Source organism: Pseudoalteromonas sp. ABE4_541 (assembly GCF_056312285.1).
Map to the genome: position 1 here is coordinate 518,419 of NZ_JBSVEM010000001.1, position 17,947 is coordinate 536,365.

11 protein-coding genes are annotated in these 17,947 nt (G+C 44.5%); all 11 read left to right on the plus strand.

Features of this window, described 5'->3' with window-relative positions; genetic code table 11:
- The 11 genes from ACW689_RS02455 (at position 1) to ACW689_RS02505 (ending at position 17,944) form a co-directional block, all read left to right on the plus strand.
- The gene (locus ACW689_RS02455; RefSeq protein ID WP_476288224.1) at positions 1 to 480 is read left to right on the plus strand and encodes a MaoC family dehydratase; all 480 of its coding nucleotides are present in this window, start codon (positions 1 to 3) and stop codon (positions 478 to 480) included.
- A complete protein-coding gene (locus ACW689_RS02460) occupies positions 477 to 2,015 on the plus strand; it encodes a hypothetical protein (RefSeq protein ID WP_476288226.1) in 1,539 nt (512 codons plus the stop codon). Before ACW689_RS02455 ends, ACW689_RS02460 begins: the two co-directional genes overlap by 4 nt.
- Positions 2,002 to 3,708 (plus strand): beta-ketoacyl-[acyl-carrier-protein] synthase family protein, encoded by a 1,707-nt coding sequence (locus ACW689_RS02465; RefSeq protein WP_476288228.1) that lies wholly within the window; start codon positions 2,002 to 2,004, stop codon positions 3,706 to 3,708. The genes ACW689_RS02460 and ACW689_RS02465 overlap by 14 nt, the downstream gene beginning before the upstream one ends.
- A complete protein-coding gene (locus ACW689_RS02470) occupies positions 3,709 to 4,254 on the plus strand; it encodes a hypothetical protein (RefSeq protein WP_476288230.1) in 546 nt (181 codons plus the stop codon).
- The gene (locus ACW689_RS02475; RefSeq protein WP_476288232.1) at positions 4,238 to 5,011 is read left to right on the plus strand and encodes an ABC transporter ATP-binding protein; all 774 of its coding nucleotides are present in this window, start codon (positions 4,238 to 4,240) and stop codon (positions 5,009 to 5,011) included. The genes ACW689_RS02470 and ACW689_RS02475 overlap by 17 nt, the downstream gene beginning before the upstream one ends.
- Positions 5,004 to 6,104, plus strand: coding sequence for an ABC transporter permease (locus ACW689_RS02480; protein ID WP_476288234.1), 1,101 nt, complete (start codon positions 5,004 to 5,006; stop codon positions 6,102 to 6,104). The genes ACW689_RS02475 and ACW689_RS02480 overlap by 8 nt, the downstream gene beginning before the upstream one ends.
- A complete protein-coding gene (gene fabZ, locus ACW689_RS02485; RefSeq protein ID WP_476288236.1) occupies positions 6,101 to 6,520 on the plus strand; it encodes a 3-hydroxyacyl-ACP dehydratase FabZ in 420 nt (139 codons plus the stop codon). The genes ACW689_RS02480 and fabZ overlap by 4 nt, the downstream gene beginning before the upstream one ends.
- Positions 6,513 to 7,232: an SDR family NAD(P)-dependent oxidoreductase gene (locus tag ACW689_RS02490; RefSeq protein WP_476288238.1), complete on the plus strand. Its 720-nt coding sequence runs from the start codon at positions 6,513 to 6,515 to the stop codon at positions 7,230 to 7,232. Before fabZ ends, ACW689_RS02490 begins: the two co-directional genes overlap by 8 nt.
- Positions 7,229 to 7,954 carry a hypothetical protein gene (locus tag ACW689_RS02495; RefSeq protein ID WP_476288240.1) on the plus strand — a complete coding sequence of 242 codons (726 nt, stop codon included), beginning with the start codon at positions 7,229 to 7,231 and terminating at the stop codon, positions 7,952 to 7,954. The genes ACW689_RS02490 and ACW689_RS02495 overlap by 4 nt, the downstream gene beginning before the upstream one ends.
- Positions 7,955 to 8,027: 73 nt before the next feature.
- Entirely contained in the window at positions 8,028 to 8,786 is a 759-nt protein-coding gene (locus ACW689_RS02500; protein WP_476288242.1) for an SDR family NAD(P)-dependent oxidoreductase, read from the plus strand.
- 101 nt (positions 8,787 to 8,887) lie between these two features.
- Complete coding sequence (locus ACW689_RS02505) at positions 8,888 to 17,944, plus strand: amino acid adenylation domain-containing protein (protein WP_476288244.1); 9,057 nt, start codon at positions 8,888 to 8,890, stop codon at positions 17,942 to 17,944.
- Positions 17,945 to 17,947 lie beyond the last annotated feature (3 nt).

Here is a 17,947-nt window from a genome sequence, read left to right on the forward strand (position 1 = left end):
ATGACACTCTACACGGCTGGTAAAACATTTAGAGAAATCAGCGAAGGAGATTGTGCTGTACACAGCAAAACAATCTCCGAATCTGATGTCTACAACTTCGCGGGGATAACGGGTGATTTTAACCCGTTACACGTAGATCGTATTTTTGCTCAGAAAATGGGAATGAAAGACAGGATCGCTCACGCAGGGATAGCGCCAGCCATGATAGCGCAAGTCATTGGCATGACGCTTCCTGGGGTTGGCTCTATCGTCACTAAATTGAGCATTGAGAATCATGAGCCCTTGTATATTGGAGATACAGTTTACGCCCACGTCAAGGTGGCGCAAAAACTAGAAAATCGACAAGTTCGCTTAGCCATCACTATTTTGAATCAGCATCAAGTACTGATCTGTAGTGGTGAGGTTGATGTTTTGCCACCCAAAGCATCATTCAAAAAGCGTGTCGCGGAAATAGATTTGAAGGAATCGGTAAATCTATGAATGAGATTGAAGATTTAACCGCTCGGGTTCGTAAGCAAATATCATTGTCTGTGGAACTAGAGCCTTCTGAAATTAAAGGGCTAGAAAACCAAGATGATTTGCTGGGTAGCCCTTTATTTCTTGATTCGGTGGATTTATTGCAAGTTTATGCGGATTGCCAACGACTATTTAATGTGACTTTCAATAATGCCGAATATACCGGTAAGCATACGGTAGACAAGATTGTTCAGCGCATTGTTCAAAGTCAACATAATGCACAGCCTACCGTTGAAAACGGGTTTTTTTATTCACCTAATGGCAACGTTTACAGCTTACAGCAATTTGAACAAACGATTGAACAGCTAAAACTGGGCTTGGTTGAAGCACACTTAGATATTCACTTACCTGTTAGAGTGTTAGACAGTGAGCCGGTGAGAATGATGACGCTTTCTTGTGCTTTGTTACTTACCGGGTACATACCACTGATCAGTGCGCAGCCTGATGGCGATAACGCGATTGCTTTCGATACTTTGATGTCCTTACAAAGTAATAAAGAGCAAGCCGAATCGACCAAGAGTTTGCTCACTCAATTGGAACATCTTGCAAGCGATAGCATCATTGCATTTGAAACATCGGGCAGTACAGGCAAGCCTGTTGTGATCCAAAAGTCACTCTCCAGCACGTTACGTGAAGTAGCTGAAATTTCGCAATTACTGGAACTTGGTTCACTCGATTTGATTGATGCTTATGTATCACCAGTGCACATGTATGGGTTTATTTGGTGCTTTTTGCTGCCACTTAAACTCAATTGTGGGGTGATGTATCAGTCAAATACGCAGCTCCGCTCTATACCTCGGGATAAGTCTCGCGTGATGGCGGTGATAGTGCCGACCATTTGGCAAAGCCTGTCAGCTGCTTTATCAAATCAATATGCTTATGTTGTCAGCTCTGGCGGCAAATTTGGCGAACAAAGGGATAATGAATTTGCGCGTTTAGTACAACAAGGCTCGTTGTCGTTGTTAGGTATTGACGTATTGGGCAGTACTGAGACAGGTGCAATGGGCTATCGCTTTATTGGCGATGCTCAAACCAATGTCTACAACTTGTTACCCACAGTTGTTCTGCAGTCAGTCGGTGAAGGCTTTGCTATTCAATCCGCGTTTTTACCCTATGGCACAGATACCGTCAGTTTAGACGATCAAATAGAAATCTTGTCAGACAAGCAAATTAAACATTTAGGTCGCAAAGACAACATTTTTAAATTTAAAGGCAAGCGTTACTCGCTTAAAGCAATAGAAGACAAGCTCACTCAATTATTTCCAGGTTGTGCGCTGCGTGTTTACTTCATAGAAGAAGAAAACAATAAGCGTGGCGGGGAGTTAATTGCATTTGTCGCAAAAGCACAAAGCAGCTTTGAAGTAACCCAAAATATCAAAAACTTATTTCAAGACTTACCCATTCCAACCATTGAGTTTTTAGAAACGTTACCAACCAATGCGATGGGGAAGGTCACACTGCAAGGTTTACAGGAGAAGGTTAAAAATGCCCGAGTTTAAATCACAGGTTGTGATAACCGGATACGGAGTGATTTCTTCGTGTGGAGATAATGCACAGGCCTTGTATCAATCAATGCAATCATTACAGTCAGGTATTGAATCATTGGATTGCTTTGATACAACGGGATTGCCCAGTGATAAAGCAGGGATCGTCAGAACTATACGGGAAAAGAGTGCGGCAGAGCGTGATAACTTACCCGACTTTTCAACATTATTTGCTATTGAAGCGATAGAAGAAGCGCTAAAAGCGGCGGATATTTCAAAAGAGTCTTTAGCAAATAAGCGTGTTGCTTTGTGCGTTGGTAATGCAAACACAGGCATGGAAAAGCTTGAAAGGGGCGTTATTGATGGCCTTCCTGAAGCGCTGAGGGAATACCCTGCGCATCAGCAAAGCGACAACATTGCCAAATATTTTGGCATTGTAGGCCCTGTGTTGACGTTTACTACGGCCTGTACATCAAGCAGTAGCGCAATTGGTTTTGCAAAGCAGTTATTAGATGAAGGTATCGTAGACCTCGTGATCGCAGGTGGTACCGACGCCTTGGCAAAAACAATTTACGCTGGGTTTCACTCATTACAGTCCGTCGCTGAAGGGGTGTGTTCACCATATGATGTAAAAATGGGCTTAAGCTTAGGTGAAGGTGCAGGATTTTTAGTACTGGAAAATTATGCGCATGCAACGGCACGCGATGCATCAATTGTAATGCAATTGGCGGGCACTGCATCAAGTTTAGATGCCTACCATGCAACCGCGCCAGAACCAAATGGAGCTGGAGTGACGCGCTCATTTACCACGGCGCTAGCCCATTGCGATGTATCGCCTATGCAGCTTGATTACATCAATACGCATGGCACGGGGACGCCTGCAAATGACTCAGCTGAACTGTGCGGTATTTTTGCATCTCTTGATGGTCGTCATAAGGCATCTTTACCAGTATCAAGTTCAAAATCATATTTTGGCCATACGCTAGGCGCTGCAGGCGCGATTGAGTTTATCTCTGCGCTGGTAGCGATTGAGCATGATGAAATTCCATCAACACTCAATGGGGAAGATATTCGTGAAGACTGCTTGGGTTATGACATTGTTGTCAATGGTTTGAGAAAACACGCTGTTAATTGTTTTGCTGCCACAAACTCGGCATTTGGTGGTCATAACACCACGTTGCTTGCACGCAAGGAAGTTAAGAACATCGCAATCGAGGTAAAGCAAGAAGTGTACGTGCTCAGCTATGCCAATATTGCTGATAACACGGGGTATTCAAGTGCGGCGCCAGATGCGCAATTAACGTACGAAGATGGGTTTTCGCTTAATGCATTTCAACCAAGCTTGTTTAGAAGACGCATGAGCACCATAGGCCAATATGCCATTGGGGCATCACATCTTGCATTTTGTGCCGCAGACATTGATTACACTGATCAACAGAAAAGCACAATCGGTGCGTATTTTGGCACCAGTACAGGGGCTTCTCAGGTACAGCAACGTAACTTAAACGATCTCGTTGAGCGCGGCCCAGGCGGGGTAAAAAGTACCTTATTCCCAGACACCGTGTTGAATGCTCCTTTGGGTAATCTGGCGCTGGCATTTGGCTTAAATGGCTGTTCGGCCAATTTCAGTGACTTAGGTAATGAGGGCATGCATGGTCTATGGCACGCATACACCGATTTGGCCGAAAACAAACTCTCTTGTGCATAGGTGAGTAGCGCTGAAGATAAAAGCGATACATCCGATCAACTATGGCAGCAATTTAACGTTGCTGACGAGTGTCTAGCATCCAACGCAAATGCCATGTTAGTGGTGAATGAAAGTGATTCTCGCAGTGCTCGTGCGTTGGCGAAGTTGAGCCACTTCAATGCGGGTCGCTGGGTTTACGACGAAAACAAACAGCAATGGCACTGTCATGCACTGACTGACTACTCAGTGCTGCCTGACGTTGTTGTACTTGCGATGGTTGATACCAGTTTGTTTGATTTGTATGCGGCGTCATTAAAGCGCCAATTTGCCAATGTTGAAGTGCTTAACTTTAGGCAAATTAAGCAATCAGGGCTGAGTTGTCAAAGTTTGGATGCAGTGAATGTGGCAACTGCATTGGTATCTGAAAAGTCTGTTATGGGCAAGCAAATCGACCTATCAGTAAAAGAACCTCAAACGGTATTAGTCATGAGTGTGAATGTGCAAAAAAGCGCATCAGTATGTGTTGTATCTAAGATAAAAGGGAATACCCATGTCAGTGATCATTGATGTTGTAGATCTGAAAAAGTCATATGACAAAAATGCGGTTAACGTATTGAAAGGTTTATCGTTTCAAGTCAAAAAAGGGCAGTGTTTTGGGCTTTTGGGCCCAAATGGTGCGGGCAAATCGACCACTTTAGAAATTCTTCAAGGTTTGAAAAAGCCGACATCAGGGAAGGTCTCACTGTTTGGTTTGGAATGGAAAAATAATGAAAAACAGATCAGAAAGAAGATCGGTGGCTTGATGCAAGCGAATAGCTTGTATGGTCGTACAACGATAAAAGAGGCTGTGCGACTGTTTGCCAGCTTTTACAAAGATCCGATGGATGTGGATGAGCTTATTGAGCGATTTGGCTTAAGTGATCACGCAGATGCTTGGTTAGATAATTTAAGTGGTGGGCAAAAACAGCGAGTTTTTCTTGCCATGACCATCGTGGGCAAGCCAGAGCTTATCTTTTTAGATGAGCCAACAACAGGCCTTGATCCAACCAGTCGTCAAAGCTTCTGGGAAATCATTAAAACACTCAAAAACGAAGGCATGACTGTTATTTTAACGACTCATTATATGGATGAAGCTGACTACTTATGTGATGAATTACTGATCCTTGAAAAAGGACAGATCATTGAGTCTGGTACACCGGACGCCATCATCCACCGAACCTTTGCTGATCCAGTTATACGCGAGCCACGCAAAGCAACGCTAAATGATGTGTTTTTGAAGCTGACGGGTCACGATATTATTAAACAGGAACAAGCTCATGCCTAACATACTTACCAGAAAACCGTTTTGGCAATTGATGTTACTTAACATCAGGCCATTTTTCCGTGAACCAGCAACGTTATTTTGGACCTTTGGCTTTCCTGTCTTTATGGCATTGTTGCTGGTGCAGGCATTCTCAGGTGAGAAGCCGCTTGAGTCCATTAACTTAGCGGTAGTTGATTCTGCGCAAATTGACGAGCAATGGTATCAATCAATCGCGAAAGACAAAAAAATTAATCTGCTGACGATTGAAGACCCACTGCTGATTGTAAAGCTGACGGAACACACGCAGCAGGATAACTCTGAGTTAGCGCCGGGCAGTGCGTTAAAATCCATTTTATCAAGCTACAGTGATGTGTTGATTTTAACCCCAGAGGGACTGTTTTCAACCCGTAACAGCCATGAGCAAGCCATTGCATTTAGCTATGTGACCGCGCTTAAAAGCAAAGAAGATCATGACTCGTACATTGATGGAGTGGTGTCGTTAGAGGGCTTCAGGTATATCGATTGGTTGATCCCTGGCATTATCGTGCTGCAGATCATTGGTATTGGCATTACTTCTATTTCAAATGGATTAGTGTCTGACCGTCAGCAAGGCTTTTTCAAACGTTTGAAGCTATCACCATTTAACCGCTTGGATTATGTGATTGGTATTGTCTTTGCCCGCGTATTCTTACTCGTTTTCCAGTTAGTAGCCTTGTTTATCACTTTTTACTTTCTATTTGGTTATCAGCCATTGGGGAATTGGTTAAACATTCTCACTGTGTTGTTATTGGGATCCATAGTGTTGTGTCTGCTTGGCGTGTTGGTTGGTGCCCGCAGCCAGAAAGTCGAAGTGGCAACCGGCATATCTAACTTGTTGTATTTTCCTTTGATGTTTTTGTCAGGCATTTATTTTGATATCTCTAACTTCCCTCAAGCCATTCAAAGTGTTGTGCAATGGTTACCGTCAACCGCGTTTTTAGATGCGTTTCGTTTGACGGCAAACCAAGGTGCTTCACTGGCTGAAGTGAGCACGCAGCTTAACACTCTAATTGGTTTTGCGTTGGCATTATTGGTGTTGATTTTCTTCCTATTTGACTGGGGAGATGAAAAATGATTTCACCAAACAACTTACCGCATAAGCCGCCGTTCAAGTTTGTTGATCACATCGTTGAGGTTCAAGAAAACGAGTATATCGTGGCGCAAAAGTTTATCGGCTATAACGAGCCCGGATTGGAAGGTCACTTTCCAGATGAGCCAATATTTCCTGGCGTGTTGATCTTAGAAGCGATGGCACAAGCCAGTGGTCTGTGCATCACAGGTAAATCCAAAGGGGTGATTGCGGGTATCGACAAAGTGAAGTTTCTTACACCTGTCATGCCGGGGCAAATTTTAGAAGTTCGCTCAAACGTGGATGTGTCTTTGGGTGAACTGGTGAAATTCAAAGTGGCAGCGTATGTGAACAATGAACAGGTTGCATCTGCCGTCATTGCAATCCGATATTTGCAAAGCGTAGGAGCCGCACATGTTTAAAGACAAAGTGGTGATTGTCACAGGCTGCTCTAAAGGTATTGGCGAAGAAGTTTGCCTGCAATATTTGCTGCAAGGGGCAAAAGTCTACGGTGTTGCACGTTCGCAAGTGACGGAGCTTTTATCTGTGCATGAAAACTTTACTTGGCTGCAAGGCTCTGTGAGTGACGAAGGTTTTGTCACCAATAGCATCGAGCGTATCACACTCAAACATCAACGCATTGATGTGCTCGTTAATAATGCCGGTATTAATCACGATGGACTGGTGCAGCTGTTGGCACTTGAAGACTGGCAAAAAGTGTTACGTACCAATGTAAAAGGCACGTTTAATTTCTGCCAACAAGTGTTGCCGACTTTTAAGGAGCAACGGTTTGGGCGCATTGTTAATATGGTATCAAAAAGTGGCGTGACTGGCCGTGAGGGGCAGTTGAACTATGCGACTTCTAAAGGCGCAATTATTGGCCTGACACGTAGAATTGCCAGAGACTATGGTCAATACAATGTTGTGTGCAATGCCATTGCCCCAGGTTTGGTTGAAACGCAAATGGTCGATAACGCTGAGCAGTCAATTATCGCGCCTATTCTTGAATGTACTAGTGTAAAACGCATGGCGCAATGCAGTGAAATTGCGCGTGCTGTGCTGCACTTAAGCTGTGAAGACCCGAGCTACCAAAATGGTGAAGTTATTCACTTAGATGGAGGGTTTTTACTATGAGCTACAGACAAACACTTATCGTGATCCAGCCAAGCAGCGAACTTGATCAAGCATTGATCAATTTCTATCGTGACGCAGGCAACCCCGTTGTATTGATTGAGCCAAGTGCGCAGTTAAAGCAACACAATGCGGCTTTACCAGTATTTGAATTAGCGCAGTTGCAAGAGATGGCACAAACGCAAATGCCAACATTTTTGCAAGCACTTGAGTTGTTGGACATCGATGTTGAAGGCCAGCCTTTGTTGTTGGTACAAGGCGTGCTAGAGGCCAATGAGCAGCCATTATTTGAAAGCTCGCAATGTATTGAAAACACCATGTCATATCTCGATAGCGTGTTTCTAATCTATCAATCACTCGCCACGTTCATTAAAGGTGTTGGGTGCAACGTGATTTTTCCGCTTCATTCTGACAGTTCACATTATTTGGGTAAGGCGGTAAACACGGTTGCGAATCACGCCTTGAATTCGTTTATGAAAACACTTGCCAAAGAGCTGACGAGCGACAAGGTATTCATCAATGCGGTGACAATTCCCTATCTGGCTAAGGATGACAAAATGCGTAAAACAATGCGCAGAGAGTTGAAGCATTCGGTGTTTGGTATGCGACCAACGGTGTTTTTGGAGCAGCAGTTGATAGCGTTTATTGCTGACTTCAGTCGATACAACAAAATGATGACAGCGCAATGTTTGACTTTATCTCCTAACACGGAAATTACCGTTTAACTTCATATGAATACAGATAAAGTTTGATGTGAAGCAGTGTGTGTGTAGCAAAATAATATAGAAGAAATTCGGTATGGAAACGATACAAAAAGACAACACAGCGTTGCGCGTGTTGGTACTTGGCGCGACCTCAGATCTCGGCAAACAAACATGTTTAGATTTGGCCAACAAAGGCTATGAACTACTGCTTTTAGGTCGCAATGCAGACAAGCTGGCATCTTTGTCTCATTCGTTACCCGGTGAGCACAAATTTGCCGTTGTTGACTTGGAGCAACCTGACGACTTAACCCCCATTATTATTGATAACGCAAAGCAATTTGGGCCATTCAAAGGCGGTGTGTTTTGTGCCGGAGTGCATGCAATGACGACGCTTCGCCAAGCCAGTTATGCGGACTTTGAGCAAATTTATCGCGTTAATTGTGGTGGCGCTTTGGCCATGATCAAAGCGTTCACTCGTCGAAGTGTTCGAGTTAAAGATGCAGTTACTTCCTTGGTGCTGCTTTCTTCGGTAAGTCAAGCCGTTGGCGAACAAGCGATTTCCGGTTATGCCGCCAGTAAAGGGGCATTGGCAAGCTTGTGTCGATGTGCGGCGTTGGAACTTGCTAGAGACAAAGTACTGGTTAACTGTGTAGCGGCCGGCATGATCGAAACTAAGTTAAATACGGGTTACCAAGATATGGCTCCTCCAGGTCACTTCGAAAAACTCGCCAATATGCACCCACTCGGTTTTGGCTCAGCAGAGCATGTGTCAAAAGAAATTATTCATTTATTAGAAAGTGAGTGGACGACTGGAAGTTCAGTATTTGTAGATGGTGGATACACATGCATCTAGTTTAATTCGTTAGTTTATCGAACAGTCACAAACAGTGTTATCAGATTTTTACTGATTAAAGTTTTATGCAGTTTTATAAAAATAAAGGAAGTATGCACCCCATGCGTAACGACAATTATCAATCACTTTCTCAGCGACAAGTACAGGTGTGGCAAGGTCAGGAAATTGCGCCAAATAATCCAGTATTTAATGTCTCTTGTGCATTAAAAATTACGCTCACAGATGGTATTGCTCAGCTTGAGAGCATTTTGCGAAAACTCATTGAACGTCATCCTGTTATTGATAGCAGAATTGATAATTCAGGTATTGAGGCACAATTGGCGATTAATGTGGCTACATCCACGGCTGTGTGTTGGCAACTCATGGTTGGGGAAAACATGAGTGATGCGCAGTTATGTGATGTGTATAACAGCCAAGTGATTGACATAAAAAGTAATAATTTTGAGTTTTATTACAAAGCATTACAAAACGATGATGTTTTAGTGCTTGTAAAAGGCCACCATATTGTGTGCGATCAGTGGTCACTACAAATTTTAATCAACGATTTACTCAGACTATTGGTGCTTAAAAACGAAGATGAAACACTCGAGCCCGATATTGAGTACTATACCAGTAAAGAATTCGCACCTTCTGATGCAAGCGCTTATCCTGTTGATTTTATAAATAGAAAGTCTAACAATCCAGAACTTGCAGGCAAAGTGTCGGTGCTACTGGACAATGCCACCGATAGCATTGGCGCAATTAAACAAGTGGCCGCCGAACATGGGATCAGCCCTTATTGTGTGATTTTGGCAAGCACCTTATTAACGGTCAGTCGCTTAACGAATGACGCTGACATCACCATTGGTGTGCCGATTGCCCGCAGAACCCGAAAAAATCGTTACTTGCTGGGCCACTTTGTTGACCTTGAAGCGCTCACCGTTGAAAACATTCATGACAAAACCTTACTTGAGTTGCTAAATACGGTAAATGACAAGCTCAGCGCTTTGTTATTGACCAAATCGTCTTCAACATTAAGCAGCAAGAACATCAATGTTGTATGTAACTATCTAGCGCAACTTAAAACCGCTCACATCATTCCAGAGTTGATGCTCGTGCTCGCAGGATTACCAGATCATCAAATCGTGATTGGTGATGAGCAAGATATGGTCATTGAAGGCGTTCCACTTACGCCGGTGGCTGCGCAATTTGATTTAGATTTTACCTTGTTTGAAGCAGGCTCAAATTTGTGGCGTAAGGTTGTAGCAGAAGCGGACCAATTTAGCTGCGAAAACTTAGCACAAATTGGCGATGTACAAACTCGTTTCATTGCCCATCTAGCCGAAGATAAAGCTCAAGTATGCGGCCAAATCAGTACGTTGACTGATGAGCAAAAACTACAAATAGAAGAATTGTGGAATGGCGATAGACGCCAATATCCTACTTACAACTTGATTGATGGGTTTAACCAGCAAGTGGCTAGTCACCCCAAACATATCGCAGTGATCACTTCAACGGAACAAACTGATTATCAAACATTAAGTGCATATCGATTTGGTATCGCCCATGCGCTAACTGAGCAGTCGGCTAGCAGAGGGTCGCTAGTGGCTGTTATTTGCGAAAAAGGCGCTTATCAAGTTGCGTCACTGCTGGCCATTAACACGGTGGCATGCGCTTACCTACCCATTAACGTGGCTTGGCCAAACTCTCGTATTCACCAAGTTTTGGTGGCTGGTGGTGTTGAACATCTTCTGGTGAGCGATACGTTATATGAACGTTTAAAAGACGAGCCTTGGCTTGCAGATTTTAAGATTACGCATGTGCAAGCGGCTGCACAAAACAGTGAGCTTGCCAATGAACAGTGGCAAGCAGCGCTTGTGCCACCTGCAACAAAAGAAATTGCTTATGTTATTTTTACTTCTGGCAGTACAGGCCAACCAAAAGGGGTGGTGATCACGCACGAAAGTGCCATGAATACGATTTTTGCTATCAATGAGCGATTTAACGTCACTGACAAAGACCGTATTTTTGCCATTTCAGATTTGAGCTTTGATTTATCGGTGTACGATATTTTCGGTGCATTGGCGGTGGGTGCTGCCATGGTGATGCCAGATCAAGACAAAGTGCAAGACACGCATCATTGGTTGCAAATGGTGGATGAGCATCAAGTGACGATTTGGGATTCCGTGCCACAGCTTGCGCAGTTGCTAGCAGATGAGCAAGGTCAGCAGCAATTCTCAGCACAAAACATTCGCGTTTATATGATGAGTGGTGACTGGATCCCACTAAGATTACCTGAGCAACTCTTAGCGATTAATCCGCAAGCGGATGTAATGAGTCTTGGCGGGGCAACAGAAGGCAGTATTTGGTCAATTTGGTATCCTGTAAAAGCGGTTGACCCAAACTGGCAAAGCATTCCCTATGGTTTAGCTATGCCGAACCAAGCGATGTGGGTGTTGGATAAGTTTGGTAATCATTGCCCACCTGGGATCATGGGCGAGATCCATATCGGTGGTATCGGAGTCGCGCAGGGGTATTTTAACGACCCAGAGCGCACAGCGTTGCAATATTTTGAGCATCCAACACTGGGTCGTTTATATCGCACGGGTGATAACGGCGCATGGAATGCCAAAGGCTATATCGAATTTAAAGGGCGTAAAGATTTCCAAGTTAAGATCCGAGGTTTTCGCATCGAGATGGGGGAAATTGAACATTGTTTACTAAAACGTGATGACATCAAACATGTTGCAGTGATTGACAAAACGCACAATGGACAAAAAATCCTCGTTGCCTATTTAGTGCCAGAAGGACAAAGCACGCTGGATGTTGACTTGTTACGTCAGTTTGTAGCCGCGAAATTGCCAGAGTACATGGTACCTGCGGCACTTGTGGTGATTGATGCGTTACCTTTAACCTTAAATGGCAAATTAGACCGAGGAGCATTGCCAGAGCCTGACTTTTCAGCGAGCGAGGCATATTGTGCGCCAAGTACTGAACTTGAAGCACAGCTGTGTGATGTATGGCAGCAAGTACTTGGCATGGAGCGCATTGGTGTTAAAGATAACTTTTTTCAAATTGGTGGCGATTCTATCGTCAGTATTAGCCTGATCTCGGCGCTACGTCGAGCAGGTTTCCAATTGCAGGTGAGAGATATGTTTACCGCGCCAACGGTGGCGAAACTGGCAACATTGATAGAGCAACAGGGTGGTCATGCTGTGATCAGCGTGCAAACTGAGCAAGGTTTATTATCAGGCCAGTTTGCGCAGCACCCAACTCAAAAATGGCTTTTTGCACAGCAGTTGCATAATCCGCATTATTTCAATCAAGCATTTATCGCATATTGCCCCGCAGGTTTGTCACAGGATGCATTAGCCGATGCATTAATGAAATTGAGCATTCAACATGACATGTTGCGCTGCCGATTTACCTCAGAGTTTGACAACGAATATACCGACACAGGTTTATTCGAGCTGACAGAGCTTAATATTTCTGGCCTTAGCGACGATGAATTTAAAGAGTGGCTGAGTGAGCTGCAAGGTACGCTCGATATTCATCACGGACCTACATGGCGAGTGTGTAAGTTAGTTGGCCATGCTGATAACCAAGATCGTCTGTGTTTTATATTCCACCACTTGATCATCGATACTGTGTCTTGGTCAATTCTGCTAGGGGATTTACAACAGTTAGTTGCTGGGCAAAAACTGCTTGATAAGCAAACCAGCTATCGTCAGTGGGTTGAAGGTTTAAATCAGTATGCGTCAGCCAATCAGCAGCAAACTGCATATTGGCAAAATGTGTTAAGTACAGCATCGAGCTATCCGGCTGTTCAACAATCGCAGCAACTCTCGTTAACGCTTGAAAAAGCACAAACCGAAGCCTTATTACAGCAAGCTAATTTAGGCTATCAAACACAAACCCAAGAATTGCTGTTAAGTGCCTTGGTGATTGCGATGGAGACCGTATTGGGCGGCGAGTCTCACGCTATTTTGCTTGAAGGGCACGGCCGTGAAGCCATTGCGGCTGATTTAGACGTGAGCCAAACCTTAGGTTGGTTTACCAGTATTTATCCGGTCAAACTCACTGCCGAGCAAAACGTCGAGCAAACACTGGTTTCAACCAAAGAGATGATGCGCGCTATCCCAGACAAAGGAATTGGCTTTGGTGCTCTATATCAATTTGACGTTGCAAAAATGCCAAGTGAATTGCCTAAGGTGTGTTTTAACTATTTAGGTCAGTTTAAAGCCAGTACAGAGGCGCGAGATTGGCAGATCACAGGTGAGTCTGTTGGTGCACTGAGCGACTCACAAAACCACACCGATACGGTGCTGAACATTCTGAGCTTAGTGAAAAACGAGCAGCTAAGTGTCGAAGTTGAGTCAAAGCTGCCTACAGAGTTGGGTCAGCAGTTCATAAGCGCATTTGAGCGTGCACTTGAGCAAGTAATAGCACAGGGGGTGAAAGTTGCTCAAGCAGGCGGCGTTGCTACGCCAAGCGACTATGCACATGTTCAGTTAAGCTTCCCATTATTACAAGAGCTCAACGCGCGTTACAATGTAGAAGCGCTTTATTCAGCCAACAGTTTGCAGCAAGGTTTTATTTATCATGCGCTTAATCAGCCAGATGACGATGCATATCGTGTACAGCTGGTACTGGATTATCACACAGCGTTAGATGTTGATTTGTACAAAAAAGCGTGGCAGTTGGCGGCTACTAAGCATCCAGCTCTAAGAATGGCTTTTAACTGGCAAGAGCAACTATTACAAGTTGTGTGTAAAGACATTGAACTGAATGCCCAGCATTTTAATTTGGTTGATTTAAGCGAGTTAACTCCCGATGAGCGTGAGCAACAACTAGCCAGTTGGCTTGCTCACGACCGACTAAAAGCCTTTGATTTGGCGCAGCCGGGTTTGTTCCGCATCACGGTATTCAAACAAAGTGATACACATTATACGGTATTAAAAACAGAGCATCACAGTATTGGTGATGGCTGGAGCGTGGGCAACTTACTTGAAACCGTAAACACCTTTTATAACGCGCTAAATCAAGGCCATTTACCACAACTGGACGTCGAAAATGGCTACTTGGCAGCGCAGGCATATCTGTTTGAAAACAAGCAAGCAACTAGCGATTTTTGGCAACAAAAAGTCAAACAGTTTGAACATGCGAACGACATAAACTATTTGCTCAGTCAGTCACAGGATTTATCGCAAACAAACTTGGTGGCGCAACCGGCGAGACGCTGCTTTGAAATCCAGGGTGATGACTTCACACAATTGAGTAAAGTGTGTCGTGATACGGGTGTAACACTAAACGCAGCAATGCAGTTTACTTGGCATAAGCTCATTCAAAGTTACTGCCAAGATAAGCAAACCTTGGTGGGTACAACTGTCTCAGGGCGTGATATACCAGTGAGCGACATTCACGCAGGTGTTGGTTTGTTTATTAATACCTTACCACTGGCAGTAAATTGGCAGCCAGAGCACAGTATTGCGGATATGATGTTACATATTCAATTGGAAATTGCAGATGTAACTACACACAGTGGGGCGCAGTTATCGCGTATTCAAAGTCAAGGTGCGGCGTTATTCCATACTTTGTTTGTGTTTGAAAACTACCCGATCCCAACTGCGGATGATAGCCACCCTGAGCGTATTGAAAACACCATGCGTTATCGAGAAACGCGTGAGAAAAGTGATTACCCGATCACTGTTATTGTGACGGCAACCCCAGAGCAAGTTGAGTTTTCACTAAACTATTGTGAGCAACAAATTGCACCACAACAAGCTGAGCGTTTGATCTCGCAGTTACAAATGATCGTCAGTGCTATCATTACCGCGCCACAGCAGCAACATAGTCAGATCTCATTGTTGACCGAGCAGCAGGCCAATGAATTGCTGATGGGCATTCAGCCAGAGATAAAAATACCGCAAAAGCGGGGCGCACTTAGCGAGATTTTTGCTAAGCAGGTTGAGTTATACCCGCATAACATCGCATTGAAATACCAAGATCAGGCGTTGACTTATCAAGAGCTTAACAACAAAGCCAACCAATTAGCCAATGCCATCATTGCACATTATCCGCAGGTCCTTGAGGCGTCAACTGACAATCCGGTTTTCATCGGTTTGAACTTTAACCCGGGCCTTGAATTGATGATCAGTATGCTGGCTATTTTGACGTTGGGGGCAACTTATGTACCGCTAACGCCGGAATATCCGAAGTCTCGAACGCAGTTTATTTTGTCAGACACTGAAACACCGATTGTGTTGTGTAGCGACGATTTGACTCAGGAATTAACGCAAATAACTGAAGAGCTCAAAGCACCTCCTCAAGTGTTAAGTTATGAGCAGCTTTGCGTACATAATGCACCTGAACAATTACACAACGTGACCTTAAGCGCTGATGATTTAGCTTATGTTATCTATACCTCGGGCACCACAGGTCAACCCAAAGGGGTCATGCAGTCACATCACAATGTGGTGCGTTTGTTTGATGCCAGTGAGCCTGAGTACCAGTTTAACGACTCAGACGTATGGGTGATGTATCACGCTTGTACTTTCGATTTTAGTGTTTGGGAAATTTGGGGCGCGTTATTAAACGGCGGTTGCTTGGTCGTGCCAGATAAAGCTTGTACTCGTGACCCTCGAGAGTTTATTACTTTGTGCCAAACACAGGGCGTGACGGTTTTAAACCAAACACCGAGCGCATTCTATTCATTCGCCGATATGGCAGTTGCGCTTGATGCTCAGTTACCAGCGCTACGCTATGTTATTTTCGGTGGCGATAAACTTAATCTGGCGCGTTTGGATGAGTGGTGGCAAGCCTATGGTGATACGCAAACCAAGCTCATCAACATGTATGGTATTACGGAAACAACGGTACATGTAACGTATCAGGAGTTAACGCCCGAGAATAACCGTCATCAGTCAATTATCGGTCGTCCACTTCGAGATATGGCAGCGTATGTGCTGGACCCGAACCAAAATTTGGTGCCTGTGGGCGTTGTTGGTGAAATGTATGTGGGTGGTGCAGGTCTAGCGACTGGCTATCTGAATCGGGAAGAGCTTACGAACGAACGCTTCATTGATAACCCTTTTGCCGACAAAATTGAAGCGCTTACTGAGCGCCGTTTATACCGTAGTGGTGACTTAGTACGTTGGTTGCCAGATGGTCAGTTGGAATATATTGGCCGTAACGATGAGCAAGTTAAAATTCGAGGCTTTCGTATTGAATTGGGCGAAATTGAAAATGTACTTATTGCCCATCAGCCGGTGAAACAAGCTGTCGTGGTGCCATACAAACGTCAGGGGAATACGCAGCTAATTGCTTACGTTGTTTTGCATCCAAGTGCAGAGTTTAGCAACGACGATGCGATTAAATACCTTGCCGCGCAGCTGCCAGAATATATGGTGCCGAGTACCATCATGGTGATCGACAGTATTCCATTGACGGTGAATAACAAAATTGACCGCAAAGCGCTCCCTGAGCCCGTATTTAATGATGAGACAGACTATGTTGCGCCGACCAATGAACTAGAGTCGCAACTGTGTGAAATTTGGCAAGCGTTACTAGGCATAGAAAAAGTCGGTGTTGAAGATCATTTCTTCCGTATTGGTGGCGATTCAATTATTAGTATTCAGCTCACCTCGCAATTGCGCCAGCTTGGTTACACGTTGAAAATTAAAGAAATATATGAGTCTCCAACGGTCGCGCAACTGGCCAAACACATTGCCCAATTACCGCAGTCTGAACAGTTGCAAACGGAGCAGGGCGTATTAAGCGGCGAGTTTTCGCTATTGCCAGTTCAGTCATGGTTTTTTGATTTACAGTTGTCCGATGCTTCACATTGGAACCAGTCATTTATGATGACGGTGCCAAGTTCAGTGAGTACAGAACAAGTATCGAGTGCGTGTCGTGAGTTAGTGTTGCATCACGATATGATGCGCGTGCGCTTTGATAACGTGAATAAGCAATATCAACAGCGCTATTTAGTGCTTGAAGAAGCGGAGCTTGAACAGTGGAGTCAGGTTGCAAGCATCGATGTAAATGGCTTGGATGATATTCGAATTGGCCAGCAGTTAACACAGGTGCAGCAGTCGCTTGATTTAGCCCAAGGGCCACTATTTAAATTGGTTCACCTACATGGTTATCGCGATGGTTTGGCCAGAGTGTGCTTTATTTTCCATCACCTCATTATTGATGGCGTGTCGTGGCGAATTCTATCTCAGGATATGCAATCGCTGCTGACGGGTAAAACCTTAGGTAACAAAACCAGCAGCTACCGTCAGTGGGTTGATGTGATGCATGCTTATCCACACAGCCATAGTTCAGAGCTTGCTTATTGGCAAAATACGTTGGACCAAAATGCTTTGGATAGCCAGGCAAATATTGCCATTGAAGCCCAAGTTTCTGAGCACGAGTTGGCGTTATCAGCCGAACATACGCAAATGTTCCTAAGACAATCAAATGCGGGTTATAACACCGAAATTAATGACTTGTTGCTTTCGGCGCTTAGCATGACCTTGTCACAGGTGCTTTCAGGTAGTACCCACTTGATCACGCTCGAAGGTCATGGTCGTGAGGAAATATCATCGACGATTGATGTGTCACGTACTTTGGGTTGGTTTACCAGTTTGTATCCTGTGAAGCTGACTGACTTTCAAGACTTAGCAACCACCATTATTCAAACCAAAGAGATGCTGCGCCGCATTCCAAACAAAGGGATTGGCTATGGGGCGTTTTATCAGGCGGGCCTATTAGAGCAAAAATTACCTTTGGTCAGCTTCAACTACCTGGGTCAGTTTAATTCGCCAAATAACACGGCCGAGTGGCAAATCGTTAATGAAAACAGTGGCCAAACCATAGGCAGTCAAAATGAGATGGCGCTGGCGCTGAACATAAACGGTGCGGTGAAAGGCCAGCAGCTAATGTTCTCGGTGCAATCTCGATTAGGTGAGGCGCTCAGTGGCGAGTTTGTGCGTCGTTTCAAACAGTGTTTGGAAATGGTGATCGAGCATACCAAGAACGTGGCAGAGCAAGGTGCGGTTGCTACCCCAAGCGACTTTATTGCCAAAGATTTATCCGTAGAGCACCTTGCACATTTAAACACTGTGCTTGAGCAAACCACGCAGCCAGAGCAAGAAGAAAGCACTTGCGATAATGAAAACATCATGGAGTTTTAAGCG